Annotated in this window: 16 protein-coding genes; 10 read left to right on the plus strand and 6 right to left on the minus strand. The window is 41.9% G+C overall.

Annotated elements, in window-relative coordinates; translation table 11 throughout:
* On the plus strand, window positions 1-148 hold a 148-nt coding region (locus CWC17_RS15205), incomplete at its 5' end, for a calmodulin (RefSeq protein WP_138613836.1).
* A 110-nt stretch (window positions 149-258) separates the two neighbouring features.
* Complete coding sequence (locus tag CWC17_RS15210; protein WP_138541950.1) at window positions 259-474, plus strand: EF-hand domain-containing protein; 216 nt, start codon at window positions 259-261, stop codon at window positions 472-474.
* 86 nt (window positions 475-560) lie between these two features.
* On the opposite strand, the gene trkA is transcribed toward CWC17_RS15210, so the two are convergent.
* The 4 genes from trkA to def all read right to left on the minus strand — a co-directional run bounded on the left by trkA (window position 561) and on the right by def (window position 4,781).
* Window positions 561-1,937, minus strand: coding sequence for a Trk system potassium transporter TrkA (trkA, locus tag CWC17_RS15215; protein ID WP_055016191.1), 1,377 nt, complete (start codon window positions 1,935-1,937; stop codon window positions 561-563).
* A gap of 74 nt (window positions 1,938-2,011) precedes the next feature.
* Window positions 2,012-3,307, minus strand: coding sequence for a 16S rRNA (cytosine(967)-C(5))-methyltransferase RsmB (gene rsmB, locus CWC17_RS15220; RefSeq protein WP_055016190.1), 1,296 nt, complete (start codon window positions 3,305-3,307; stop codon window positions 2,012-2,014).
* A complete protein-coding gene (gene fmt / locus CWC17_RS15225; protein WP_138613838.1) occupies window positions 3,300-4,253 on the minus strand; it encodes a methionyl-tRNA formyltransferase in 954 nt (317 codons plus the stop codon). Before fmt ends, rsmB begins: the two co-directional genes overlap by 8 nt.
* A 21-nt stretch (window positions 4,254-4,274) precedes the next feature.
* Entirely contained in the window at window positions 4,275-4,781 is a 507-nt protein-coding gene (def, locus tag CWC17_RS15230) for a peptide deformylase (RefSeq protein ID WP_055016188.1), read from the minus strand.
* A gap of 119 nt (window positions 4,782-4,900) precedes the next feature.
* Here def and CWC17_RS15235 point away from each other — a divergent pair, with 119 nt between their 5' ends.
* The 6 genes from CWC17_RS15235 to hemF all read left to right on the plus strand — a co-directional run bounded on the left by CWC17_RS15235 (window position 4,901) and on the right by hemF (window position 9,830).
* A complete protein-coding gene (locus CWC17_RS15235) occupies window positions 4,901-6,022 on the plus strand; it encodes a LysM peptidoglycan-binding domain-containing protein (RefSeq protein ID WP_055016187.1) in 1,122 nt (373 codons plus the stop codon).
* A gap of 31 nt (window positions 6,023-6,053) precedes the next feature.
* Window positions 6,054-7,145, plus strand: a complete 1,092-nt coding sequence (dprA, locus tag CWC17_RS15240; RefSeq protein ID WP_055016186.1) for a DNA-processing protein DprA — start codon at window positions 6,054-6,056, stop codon at window positions 7,143-7,145.
* A 1-nt stretch (window position 7,146) separates the two neighbouring features.
* Window positions 7,147-7,620, plus strand: a complete 474-nt coding sequence (locus tag CWC17_RS15245; protein ID WP_055016185.1) for a DUF494 family protein — start codon at window positions 7,147-7,149, stop codon at window positions 7,618-7,620.
* A gap of 97 nt (window positions 7,621-7,717) precedes the next feature.
* Window positions 7,718-8,293 carry a DNA topoisomerase family protein gene (locus CWC17_RS15250; RefSeq protein ID WP_138613840.1) on the plus strand — a complete coding sequence of 192 codons (576 nt, stop codon included), beginning with the start codon at window positions 7,718-7,720 and terminating at the stop codon, window positions 8,291-8,293.
* Between the two features lie 21 nt (window positions 8,294-8,314).
* Entirely contained in the window at window positions 8,315-8,878 is a 564-nt protein-coding gene (gene tsaC, locus CWC17_RS15255) for an L-threonylcarbamoyladenylate synthase type 1 TsaC (protein WP_138613842.1), read from the plus strand.
* A 1-nt stretch (window position 8,879) separates the two neighbouring features.
* On the plus strand, window positions 8,880-9,830 hold the full coding sequence (hemF, locus tag CWC17_RS15260) for an oxygen-dependent coproporphyrinogen oxidase (RefSeq protein ID WP_055020137.1): 951 nt from the start codon (window positions 8,880-8,882) through the stop codon (window positions 9,828-9,830).
* 58 nt (window positions 9,831-9,888) lie between these two features.
* Here hemF and CWC17_RS15265 read toward each other — a convergent pair whose 3' ends face one another.
* Window positions 9,889-10,326, minus strand: coding sequence for a group II truncated hemoglobin (locus tag CWC17_RS15265; protein WP_029773006.1), 438 nt, complete (start codon window positions 10,324-10,326; stop codon window positions 9,889-9,891).
* Window positions 10,327-10,379: 53 nt separating this feature from the next.
* On the opposite strand from CWC17_RS15265, the gene aroE reads away from it, so the two are divergent.
* Window positions 10,380-11,204: a shikimate dehydrogenase gene (gene aroE, locus CWC17_RS15270; RefSeq protein WP_138541955.1), complete on the plus strand. Its 825-nt coding sequence runs from the start codon at window positions 10,380-10,382 to the stop codon at window positions 11,202-11,204.
* Window positions 11,201-11,461, plus strand: coding sequence for a DUF1488 family protein (locus tag CWC17_RS15275; RefSeq protein ID WP_138541956.1), 261 nt, complete (start codon window positions 11,201-11,203; stop codon window positions 11,459-11,461). Before aroE ends, CWC17_RS15275 begins: the two co-directional genes overlap by 4 nt.
* On the opposite strand, the gene CWC17_RS15280 is transcribed toward CWC17_RS15275, so the two are convergent.
* Window positions 11,444-11,980 carry a gamma carbonic anhydrase family protein gene (locus CWC17_RS15280; protein ID WP_055018531.1) on the minus strand — a complete coding sequence of 179 codons (537 nt, stop codon included), beginning with the start codon at window positions 11,978-11,980 and terminating at the stop codon, window positions 11,444-11,446. The two genes, CWC17_RS15275 and CWC17_RS15280, sit on opposite strands and share 18 nt — an antisense overlap.
* Window positions 11,981-12,282 lie beyond the last annotated feature (302 nt).

Genomic DNA, 12,282 nt, shown 5'->3' on the forward strand with positions numbered 1-12,282 from the left:
AACAGATTTTGATACGTTAGACGTAGATGGCAATGGTGCAATCAGCCAAGCTGAAGCATCGGTTGATGCGGATTTAATGGCTGAATTTGTTGAACTAGATACCGATGGAAACGGTGAGCTTTCAAAACAAGAGTTCTCTAAGTACTAATCTTTAATTTGTATAAATACTTGGTAATGTAAATTGTCAAAAGCACTTTTAGTTAATTTTTTAAACTCATGGATCTCAGAAAAGGACTTCCTCTTAATTAGGACACAACTATGAAAACATTCAATACAGCCCTTGCCGTTATCGTATTAGCTTCTTCATCAGCGGCGTATGCTGCAGTCGATTTTGCCTCGTTTGATGCCGACGGTGATGGTGCAATTTCAAAGCAAGAAGCGCAGGTAAATTCACAGCTAGTGAAAATTTTTGACCAGCTAGACACTGACGGTAATGGTGAAATTTCTGAGCAAGAATTTTCAAAAGTACAGTAAGTCTTAGTTGCTGAGCAAGGAAGCTTAGTAACCAAAAAAACATACTCCACTAAAGCCGCCTTAGTCAGCGGCTTTTTCGTGTTTAACTATAAAAATATAGCACTCACTTGGAATAGCTTTTCGACTACATTGATGTGCTTTTTATCAATTAAAAACATAATAACGTGATCGCCAGACATAATAACAGTGTCGTCGTGGGCAATTAGTACGTCGTCATTGCGTACAATAGCGCCAATTGTTGTACCTGCAGGTAGCTTGATATCGGCGATAGCACGACCAACTACTTTTGATGTATTTTCATCGCCATGGGCCACGGCTTCAATAGCTTCTGCTGCCCCTTTGCGCAACGAGTAAACGTTAACAATATCGCCACGGCGCACGTGCGTTAGCAGCGCTGAAATAGTCGCTTGTTGTGGTGATATAGCAATATCTATTTCACCTCCTTGCACTAAATCAACATATGCCCCACGCTGTATAAGCACCATGGTTTTTTGTGCGCCCATGCGTTTTGCAAGCATGGCCGACATTATATTAGCTTCATCGTCGTTGGTTACGGCAATAAATACATCAACTTGCTCTATGTGTTCTTCTGAAAGTAACTCTTGGTCTGAGGCGTCACCACAAAACACAACGGTGTTATCGAGCATTTCAGAAAGTTGTTCTGCACGCTCTTTACTACGCTCTAGTAACTTAACGCTGTGGTTTTTTTCGAGTGAACGAGCAAGGCCTGCACCAATGTTACCGCCACCAGCTATCATAATTTTTTTGTAGGAACGTTCAAGCTTTTGCAGCTCATTCATAACGGCGCGAATATGTTTAGTGGCAGCAATGAAAAATACCTCATCGTCCGCTTCGATTACTGTGGTCCCTTGTGGTTTTATGGCTTTACCTTGGCGGTAAATCGCTGCTACTCGAGTTTCTACATTCGGAATATGTTCTTTTAAAGCAGAAAGCGCATAACCGACTAATAAGCCGCCATAGTAGGCCTTTACTGCTACAAGTGAGAGCATACCATCGGCAAATTGCAGTACTTGCAGTGCGCCTGGGTAATCTATTAAACGGCGAATATATTTGGTAACAAGCGCTTCGGGGGCAATATAATGATCAACCGGAAGGTCGTCGTTATGAAATAGTTTTTCGCGGTATTTTAAATATTGCTCTGATCGGATACGGGCTATTTTAGTTGGCGTATTAAAAATACTATACGCAACTTGGCACGCCACCATATTGACTTCATCTGAGCTGGTTACTGCAATAATCATGTCGGCGTCTTCAGCACCCGCACGTCTGAGTACGTCTGGATGGGCACTGTGACCAGCAACCCCTTGTAAGTCGTACTTATCTTGCAGCTCTCGTAAGCGGTTGCCATCTATATCAACAACGGTTATTTCGTTTTGTTCGCCAACTAAGTTTTCAGCAAGCGTACCACCGACTTGTCCGGCACCGAGTATGATTATTTTCATTATTTACCCGAATTACTGTTTAATTAAAAAATAGCCATTTACTGTTTAATAAATGGCTATTGAGTGTACGGCTATTAAGCTTTTTTAACTAGCTTAGCGTAATAAAATCCGTCGCTTTCACCTGGTAGTAATTGTAAACCAGGGTTGATAACCGTGTCGTTGTCGTGCAGTGGTATATGCTCAACGTCACTATTATTAGCTAAAAATTTAGCGACTTGCTGTTGGTTCTCTTGCGGCAGTACCGAACAGGTTGCGTATATCATAGTGCCACCTGGCTTGAGTAGCGGCCAAATGCTATTGAGTATATCGCTTTGTAGTTTAGCTAAATCTTCAATGTCTGATGCGCGGCGAAGCCATTTTATATCTGGGTGGCGGCGTATAACACCGGTTGCCGAACACGGCACATCCAATAAAATACGGTCAAACTGTTGATCGTCCCACCATGTGTGCGGCTGCGAAGCATCCGCACATTGTAGGTCTGCGCCTAAGCCGATACGGGTCAAATTTTGTTTAACACGCTCTAGACGAGTGGCGTCACTATCAAGTGCTAATACTTCTGCATCGGCAAGCTCTAATATATGACATGTTTTACCGCCAGGTGCTGCACAGGCATCTAAAATGTATTCATCAGCTTGCGGTGCCAAAAAACGTGCGGCTAATTGCGCTGCAGCATCTTGCACCGAGCAGGCGCCCACATCAAATTCTGGCAGTGAGAATACATCACGTGGCTTAGCTAGTTTAATACCATCAACAAACTCTGGATTTAATGTGTGTTCAATATCGTTAGCCGTTAACATTTCGCTGTATTGTTGCGTGCTGTATTGGGCTTGATTAACACGTAACCACATAGGGGCTTGTTGTTGGTTTTCTTCAAGAAGCGCTTCCCAGTTGTCTGGGTAGGCAGCTTGCACTTGCTTAATAAACCAGTTTGGATGGTTATATAAACACACTGGTATTTGCTTGGCTTTTTCTTCCAGCTCGCTTTGTTGGCGCTGAAAACTTCGCAAAATAGCGTTGATTAAGCCTTTTAAACCTAATGCACGCATTTGGCCTAGGGCGTTAACGGTTTCAGAAATGGCGGCATGCGGTGGCACGCGCATATGCTGCAGCTGATAAATACCTACATACAACAAAAACTGAAAAATACGGCGTTTACCCTTAAGTGGCTGCTCTACTAAATGTTGGCAGTAGTTTTCAAGGCTAGGTAGGTAGCGTAATACGCCATAACAAATTTGCTGTAATAGTGCTTTGTCTTTCGGGGGCAGCCCTTGACTGGCAAATGGCAGTTCTTGATTTAGCGATGCGCCTTTATCAACCACGTTATATAAAGTTTCTGCGGCAAGCGCACGTACGTTTTGAACATTACTCATTGTTTTCGCCTAATACGGTGCCTGGAGTTACCCAGTCACTACGACCATTTAAAAAGTCGCTAATTGCCATTGGTTTTTTACCTTGTGGTTGCAGCTGTGTAATACACAATGCCAGCTTACCACACGCCACTACAATGCCGTTTTTATCGCTTGATAAAACTTCGCCGGCATTGCCTGTTTGTTCAACGACTGAAGCTTGGTAAATTTTTACGCTTTGCTCACCCATTTGAGTAAAGCACACAGGCCATGGATTGAACGCACGAATATTACGCTCAATTTGAACGGCATCCATTGTCCAATCAATATTTGCTTCCTCTTTTGAAAGCTTTTTAGCGTAATTTGCCTGCTCGTCGTTTTGTGGCTCAGCAGTAAGTTCGCCATTGGCTAACTTATTAACGGTTTGAATAAGCGCTCCGGGACCAAGTTCAGCTAGTTTAGTGTATAAGCTGGCACTGGTTTCATCTGCAGCAATAGGGCAGCGGCTAATATGTAACATGTCGCCGGTATCAAGCCCTTCATCCATTTGCATTATGGTTACGCCGGTTTCTTCATCGCCAGCCCAAATTGCCCGCTGTATTGGCGCAGCACCGCGCCAGCGCGGTAAAATAGAGCCATGCACATTTAAACACCCTAAGCGTGGCGCCTCTAAAATGGCTTTGGGTAAAATTAAGCCATAGGCCACCACAATCATGATATCGGCATTTAAGCTTTTAAGATCTGTTAGGGCCTCTTCATTTTTTAATGATTGTGGCTGAAAAACAGGTAGTTCATGTTCAAGCGCAAGCGCTTTTACTTCACTGGCTTTTAGCTTTTTACCCCGCCCAGCAGGGCGGTCTGGTTGGCTGTAAACACCAACAATTTGGTGTTCGCTTTGAATTAACGCTTGTAGGTGACGAGCGGCAAAGTCCGGCGTACCGGCAAATATAATGCGTAGTGGTTTTGTCACTGAGTTTTCCTAAGGTGCTTATTACTTCGCGGCAAATTTAGCTTCTTTTTCAAGCTTTTTGCGAATACGTTGACGCTTTAATGGCGATAGGTAATCAATAAATAGTTTACCTTGTAAGTGATCGAGTTCGTGTTGAATACAAATAGCTAATAGCTCATCTGCATCTAGTACAAATTCTTCACCGTTTTCGTTAAGAGCAGCAACGGTTACGGTTTCAGCACGGTCTACTTTTGCGTAAGAGTTAGGTACTGATAAACAGCCTTCTTCGCTAATTGTTGAACCATCTTTTTTAATAATTTGTGGGTTAATTAAAACCAGTGGTTCGTCACGCTCTTCTGATACGTCGATCACCACAATACGTTGATGAATATCAACCTGTGTAGCAGCTAGCCCAATGCCGTTTTCATCGTACATTGTCTCTAGCATGTCTTTTACTATTTGGCGAACGTTGTCATCAACCTGAGCCACTTCTTTTGCTACCGTACGTAAACGCTCATCTGGAAATCTTAAAACTTCTAACCTAGCCATAGTTACCTTTTTACACTTGTGCTTAATTTAGGGTATTGTATGCTCTTATTTTAGCCATTCGCGTTCCCCTTTAACAGGTTTTGGTCAATAATAATGAAAAAACAATACAAGGAAGCCCAATGAAATCCCAATTGGCTGCAATTATGTTTGCACTAAGCACTGCCTTTCCTGCAGTTGCTGATGTTTTACAAATAAAAAAAGATGCTCCAAAACAATATGTTGTAAAAAAAGGTGATACCCTTTGGGATATTTCCGGCATTTATCTAGAAGAGCCATGGCTGTGGCCAGAGCTTTGGCAAATGAACCCGCAAATAGATAACCCGCATCTGATTTATCCAGGCGATGCACTCGCGTTAGTGTATGACGCCGACGGTAACCCGCGTTTAGTCATTAATAAAGCGTACAGAAAATTATCGCCACAGGGGCGTATTACACCAAAAGGTAACAACGCCATTACCACTTTGCCCCTTGAAATAATTAAACCTTATTTAAGTTATGAGCAAGCGATTAACAGCGATGACATAGATGATAAGCCGTATATTTTAGGGGCAAACGAAAATACTAAAACGCAAACGTTAGGTCATATTTTATACGCCAAGGGCGATTTGAAAGTACACAAAGCGTATGCTATTTATCACAAAGGCGAACCTTACATAGATACACAAACTGGTGAAGAGCTAGCTACTCGCGCTACGTATGTAGGCATGGCTCGTGCATTTAGAACGGGCGATGAAAGCAATGGGGTTCCGTCCTCTTTACGTGTTGAGTCAGTAAAGCAAGAGATTCAACAAGGTGATTTTTTACTTCCCGCAATGCAAGGACAAATGTTACCAGCGTACTTTAATATGCATCGTCCACAGCAAAGTGTATCAGGGCGTGTTATTGCATCTCCACGCCAAGTAAGAGAATTCAGCACAATGGATGTAGTGGTGCTAAACTTAGGTGCTGAGCAACAAATAGAAGTTGGTCATATCCTCGATTTAGAACGCCAATCACCCACTGTTATTGATGGCCCGCGAGGACCGCGTTATCCAGAGGATTCGAGCAAGTTTGAAAAGCTTTTATCTGATGCGGGTGAATTTTTTGGTAGCGAGCCAAATGAAGACACCACAACATGGACAATGCCATACGAAAAAGTGGGTGAGTTAATAGTATTTAAAGTGTATGACAAAGTGAGTTATGCATTAATAACAAAAAATCAGCACCCAATTCGCGTTGGAGATAGTGTAGTAATTCATTAAGTTGTAGCGAGTCGGTGCTCTAGGAGAGAGCATGGATCAGTCATCTGGCAAGCTAGCCCACTGGCTTGCCTTTTATATGTGTAAAGGCTTAGGTATTAAAACACTGCTAGCCTTATCACATACTCACCCCCTCGAATCATTATTTGATTTAAACCAAAGTGAATTACAACAGCTTGGCCTAACCCAAAACCAAGCCTGCAACTTACTCAATACAAACTGGCAGCAAGTAAACCATTACGAGCAACAAATTCAGCAGCTTAACATTACGGTAGTATGTATTTTTGATGCGCTTTACCCCGCTGAACTAAAACACATAGCCAGTGCCCCTTTATTACTATTTTGCAAAGGCGATATAGCGCTATTATCTAGTCCTCAAGTGGCCATAGTTGGTAGTAGAAACGCAACACCTACGGGGCTTGAAATAGCTTCGGAGCTTGCATATCAGCTTACTTTAGCCGGTATTACTGTTACCTCGGGCATGGCGCGGGGAATTGATGGTGCCGCGCACAAAGGGGCATTGGCCAATAATGGCAATACAATTGGTGTATTAGGGACAGGGGTTGATATTTACTACCCCAAGCGCCATAAATTATTAACAGACCAAGTATTAGAGCATGGCTTATTAATCAGTGAGTTTTTACCGGGGACCGCTGCTAATGCGCATAACTTTCCGCGCAGAAACCGTATCATATCGGGGTTGTCTTTAGGCGTGGTTATTGTAGAGGCTGAAATCAAAAGCGGTTCATTAATTACGGTGCGTTACGCTATTGAGCAAAATAAAGAGGTCTTTGCTGTGCCGGGCTCTATTAAAAACCCTTTATCGCAAGCGAGTCATTTTTTAATAAAGCAGGGCGCTAAGTTAGTCGAAAATGTAACAGATATTTTAGATGAGGTGAGCTTTTCTTACCAAAGCGGTCTATATAATAAAGAGGAACCTGTAAGTAAACAGCCGCAATGTGAGGTGTTAAATAGTATAGGGTATGAGGTGACAAGTGTTGATGAAATTGTAAATCGCACTAAGTGGCCAATCGATAAAGTGTTGGCAAGGTTACTCGATTTAGAATTAGACGATGAAATAGAGCGAGTATTAGACGGGTATATAAAGCTAAGCACAGGAAGGTAATATGTTTGATATTCTCATGTATCTTTTTGAAAACTACATTCACAGTGAAGCTGATATTTATATTGAAGAAAACGAGCTTACCGATGAATTACTTCGCGCGGGTTTTAATAAGACCGAAATTTATAAAGCGTTAAATTGGCTTGAGCAATTGGCTGATTTACAACGCAGCGATGAGTCGCCTTACCTAATTACAAAGCCACACCAAGCGATGCGCATATTTACCGATAGCGAATGCAAAATGTTAAACGTTGAATGCCGTGGTTTTTTAATGTTTTTAGAACAAATAAGGGTAGTTAACAGTGTAACCCGTGAAATGGTCATGGACCGGCTTGCCGCATTAGATAAACTTTATATTTCGCTTGATGACTTAAAGTGGGTGGTGCTTATGGTGTTATTTAACGTACCAGGTTCAGAAGAGGCCTACGAGCAAATGGAAGACCTCATATTTGACGAACCCACCGAACTTCTACATTAAAATTGTATGCCAAACCACTTAAACATATATGCACAGCTTGTATCTTTAAGTGGTTTGGGTATATTAGGCGAAAATTCAGCAACCCATTAGGAACCTCATGAGTAAAATCGACCATTCGCTTTTCTCGGCGGATAAACACGCCTTAGAAAAAGAATACGAAGTCTGCCCACAATGTGGTTCTGAATTAGTGATCCGTAACTCTAAAACAGGCCCGTTTTTGGGTTGTGCTAGTTACCCTAAATGCGATTTTATTCGTCCATTAGCGCATCACGATAGCAACGAAATAAAAATACTTGAAGATTCAGCCTGCCCACAGTGCACAAAACCGCTGGTGGTTAAAAACGGCCGTTATGGCATGTTTATTGGTTGTACAGGGTACCCTGAGTGTCATTACATCGCCCACGATGATGAGCCGAATAATAACGATGAAGTATTACCTAGCTGCCCTAAATGCAAAAAAGGGCAGCTTGTTGCACGCAGCAATAAATTTGGTAAAACGTTTTACTCATGCGACTGTTACCCGAGTTGTAAATACACGCTAAATAACAAACCCATAGCCAAGCTATGCCCTAAGTGCGATTGGCCGCTTGTTATTGAGAAAAAAATGGCCAATGGTATTGTGCTACAGTGCCCACAAAAAAGTTGCCTGCAAAAACTTACCACTACTGATTAATATAAATTTCTGGAGCATATTTTGTCAGACCTTTCTACATTGCCTACGGCTATATCTTGCTTAGAGCAAGGCGACGTTATTTTATATCCTACTGAAGCCGTTTATGGCTTAGGGTGTGATCCAGATAATCAGCAAGCTGTTGAGAAATTGCTAGAAATAAAACAGCGTCCCGTTGAAAAGGGCCTTATTTTAATCGCTGATAACTACGGTCAGTTATTAAAGTATGTTGACGATGTAAAGCTACCAATGGACAAACGTGCTGATATTTTTTCTAGTTGGCCCGGTGCTATTACTTGGGTCATGCCTGCTGCTAAAAATACGCCTAAATGGTTAACAGGGCAGTTTGATACGATTGCCGTACGGGTTACTGATCATCCAAGTGTTAAGCGCTTATGCCAGCAATTAGGTAAGCCGCTGGTTTCTACTAGTGCTAATTTAACTGGTCAGCCCACGGTAACTAGTATTGAACAGGCCAAGCAGCAATTTGCAGAGCAAGTTGGCTTTTATGTTGACGAGCCGTTAGGCGGGAACACGCAACCCAGTACAATAAAAGATGCCATGACCGGCAAAGTGTTTAGAGGTTAATATGCAAAGCGAATTATTAGAACAAGTAAAAGCCTACTTTATGGCTTTGCAAGACACTATTTGCCAAGGCTTAGAGAAGGCTGATGGCAGTGCAAAGTTTGTAGAAGACAGTTGGCAGCGCGCTGAAGGTGGCGGTGGTCGTACCCGAGTAACCACTAACGGCAATGTAATAGAGCAAGGCGGCGTAAACTACTCGCATGTGTTTGGTGCATCTATGCCGGGCTCTGCGACCGCTCATAGGCCAGAGCTTGCAGGGCGAAGCTTTCATGCATGTGGTGTTTCATTAGTTATTCATCCAAAAAACCCACATGTTCCTACAAGTCATGCCAATGTACGCTTTTTTATAGCCGAAAAAGAAGGCGAAGAGCCTATTTGGTGGTTTGGCGGCGGGTTTGACTTAACGCCGTTTTACCCCGTTTTTGAAGATGTACAACACTGGCACCAAGTCGCACACGACATTTGTGCACCTTTTGGTGAACAAGTGTATCCAAAGTACAAAACCTGGTGCGATGAATATTTTTATCTAAAACACCGCGACGAAACACGCGGTGTGGGTGGCTTATTTTTTGATGACTTAAACGAGTTAGGATTTGAGCAGAGCTTTGCATTTATGCAGTCGGTTGGTAATGGCTTTTTAGATGCTTACTTACCTATTATTGAGCGCCGTAAAAATGATGAATTTACACAGCAACAACGTGACTTTCAATTGTATCGCCGCGGTCGTTACGTAGAGTTTAACCTTGTGTGGGATAGAGGCACTTTATTTGGCTTGCAAAGCGGTGGGCGCACAGAGTCTATATTGATGTCGATGCCGCCACTGGCGCGCTGGGAATACAACTATAAGCCCGCGCCCGACAGCGCAGAGGCTAATTTGTATCAATACTATTTACGTCCACAAGAGTGGCTAAGTACTAAACAGACTGATTTAATAGCCAGAGAGTGGCAATTGTAAATAATAAAATGAGTTAAAAAAGGCGCATATCAGCGCCTTTTTGCTAAGTAGTTAATAATTAGTGCTCATTAATCATATGCGTGGCAAGTTGTCCAAAAGATTGCTTTAACCCTTCACGCAGTAGGGGGTTGTCTACTTCTATATCGAGGGTTTTATTCATACAATACATCCACTGATCGCGCAGGTCTTTATTTATAGTAAACGGCATATGGCGCTTGCGTAGCATAGGTTGGCCATGCTTTTCAGTAAATAGGTTAGGCCCGCCTAACCAACCCGATAAAAATTCAAAAAACACTTGGCGAATTCTATCTAATGGCAGAGGATGCATATCATATAATGGTTTGGCGTATTCATCGCTGGCCATTATGTCGTAGAATCTATTAGCAATAGCACGGGTACCTGCTTCTCCACCAATTATTTCATACGGTGTTTTCTCAGGAGTGGGCGCTGGTTGCTCAGGGGCTGGTTTAGATTTTGAAAAAAGTCGTTTAATCATATTACTTATCATCGTTAATAGGCAGTATATAGCTGCAAAGAGGTTGTTTTAAAATGGACAAATATGCGGTTTTTGGAAATCCAATCAAACATTCAAAATCCCCCGCGATACATAAACAATTTGCTGTATCTTTGGGTGAGCAAATCGACTACCGCGCAATATTAGCACCTATCGATGATTTTGAAAAAACAGTAACTGCCTTTTTTGAGCAAGGCGGGGTAGGCGCAAATGTAACTATGCCATTTAAAGAGCAAGCGTATGCCATGGCTGATGAACTCACCCCGCTTGCTAAAATTGTTGGTGCCGTTAATACACTTAAAAAACGCAAAGATGGCACGTTATTAGGCGATAACACCGATGGCGTAGGCTTTGTAAACGATTTACTTGCCAATGAAGTGATAATTACTAATAAGCGTATTTTGATTATTGGTGCGGGTGGCGCAGCAAGAGGGGTAATATTACCTTTACTTAAACACAACCCTTCAGAAATCATTATTGTTAATCGTACGGCAAAAAAAGCGCAAGACTTAGCTTTGCTATTTGCTGAATATGGAAAAGTTTCAGGCTATGGATTTGATGATTTACCAGTAAGCGACTACTCACTTATCGTAAACTCTACATCAAGTAGTATGAATAACGAACTTCCGGCGCTTGATAAAAAACACTTAACTCGCTGTGATGTAGCTTATGATATGTTTTACTCCCAGCAAAATACCGTATTTATGAACTGGGTTGCACAGCATAATACAAATACTAAGCTGTTAGATGGTAGTGGTATGTTGGTAGGTCAAGCCGCACAGGCATTTTTTGTATGGCGTAATAAAATGCCAGCCATACTTCCTGTTGTTAAAGCACTTAAACAAGGCATGCTTAAATGAATCAAGCTATACAGTTTATAGACAGACTCGAGTTTAGAGAACCTTCCCACCAATTAGTCTTTTATGCACAAGTAACAGGAATGCTGGTGGAGTGTGTTATAGATTTACGAAAGCTAGGGCTTAAAGATGAAAGCCACGCAACGCAGCATTTTGATAAGTACCGATTTGATTATGAAGAATGTGCCGAGCAACTTATAGAAGATGAAAGTTATAACTCGGCAGGGCAAATAGAAGTGAATTTAGCCGATCTCAGCTAGATACTCGTCTTTTAATTGCACATAGTTATCTGCCGATACTTTTAAAAAAGCAAGCTCTTGCTCTGTTAATGGGCGAGCTTGTTTAACTGGACTACCAACATATAAATAACCAGACTCCAATCGTTTATTTGGCGGTACTAATGAACCCCCACCAATAATAACGTCGTCCTCTACTATTACATTATCCATTACAATAGCACCCATACCGACAAGTATACGGTTTCCAAGTGTACATCCGTGCAGCATAACCTTGTGCCCTACTGTCACATCATCACCAATAATAAGTGGGTAACCATCTGGGTTGTTTTTAGTGGCGCGCGATAAATGAAGAACACTACCATCTTGTATATTGGTACGTTCACCAATACGTATATAGTTAACATCACCTCGTGCTGCTACTAGAGGCCACACACTAGAGTTGTCACCAATAGTAATATCGCCTACCAAAACAGACGATTCATCAACATAAACAGACGAATTGAAAGAGGGAGTTATACCTTTATAAGAACGGATAGCCATATATATACCTTTTAAATACCAGTTATAGTTGTTTGAGTGTAACAGCAACACTTAAATAGTGGCCAGAAAAGGCCTGTTTTGGTTATAAAACTACCTGTTATAGAGGGTTTAGTTTATATATTGACCGAACAGTGCTTTTTTTTAGTTTTTCTTTAAAAAAGTGCTTGCGTAAAAATCTGTTCTCCCTATAATGCGACCCCACTGAGACGGGGAACGCCAACGCATAGCGAGGCGCAAGCTGCTCAGAGAGTTAAGTAAAACTTCGGTTTTAAATCATCGCAAGAAAGTTTAAAATTAAGTGT

It is taken from the genome of Pseudoalteromonas sp. S3785 (assembly GCF_005887365.1).
GTDB lineage: Bacteria > Pseudomonadota > Gammaproteobacteria > Enterobacterales > Alteromonadaceae > Pseudoalteromonas.

What these genes read in the sequence shown, in the direction of transcription:
- CWC17_RS15265 (WP_029773006.1), bottom strand. Translation starts at nt 10,326, where the DNA reads ATGATTAAACGACTTTTTTCAAAATCTAAACCAGCCCCTGAGCAACCA.
- dprA (WP_055016186.1), top strand. Translation starts at nt 6,054, where the DNA reads ATGGATCAGTCATCTGGCAAGCTAGCCCACTGGCTTGCCTTTTATATG.
- hemF (WP_055020137.1), top strand. Translation starts at nt 8,880, where the DNA reads ATGCAAAGCGAATTATTAGAACAAGTAAAAGCCTACTTTATGGCTTTG.
- CWC17_RS15210 (WP_138541950.1), top strand. Translation starts at nt 259, where the DNA reads ATGAAAACATTCAATACAGCCCTTGCCGTTATCGTATTAGCTTCTTCA.
- CWC17_RS15235 (WP_055016187.1), top strand. Translation starts at nt 4,901, where the DNA reads ATGAAATCCCAATTGGCTGCAATTATGTTTGCACTAAGCACTGCCTTT.
- trkA (WP_055016191.1), bottom strand. Translation starts at nt 1,937, where the DNA reads ATGAAAATAATCATACTCGGTGCCGGACAAGTCGGTGGTACGCTTGCT.
- CWC17_RS15250 (WP_138613840.1), top strand. Translation starts at nt 7,718, where the DNA reads ATGAGTAAAATCGACCATTCGCTTTTCTCGGCGGATAAACACGCCTTA.
- CWC17_RS15275 (WP_138541956.1), top strand. Translation starts at nt 11,201, where the DNA reads ATGAATCAAGCTATACAGTTTATAGACAGACTCGAGTTTAGAGAACCT.
- CWC17_RS15280 (WP_055018531.1), bottom strand. Translation starts at nt 11,980, where the DNA reads ATGGCTATCCGTTCTTATAAAGGTATAACTCCCTCTTTCAATTCGTCT.
- def (WP_055016188.1), bottom strand. Translation starts at nt 4,781, where the DNA reads ATGGCTAGGTTAGAAGTTTTAAGATTTCCAGATGAGCGTTTACGTACG.
- aroE (WP_138541955.1), top strand. Translation starts at nt 10,380, where the DNA reads ATGGACAAATATGCGGTTTTTGGAAATCCAATCAAACATTCAAAATCC.
- rsmB (WP_055016190.1), bottom strand. Translation starts at nt 3,307, where the DNA reads ATGAGTAATGTTCAAAACGTACGTGCGCTTGCCGCAGAAACTTTATAT.
- CWC17_RS15245 (WP_055016185.1), top strand. Translation starts at nt 7,147, where the DNA reads ATGTTTGATATTCTCATGTATCTTTTTGAAAACTACATTCACAGTGAA.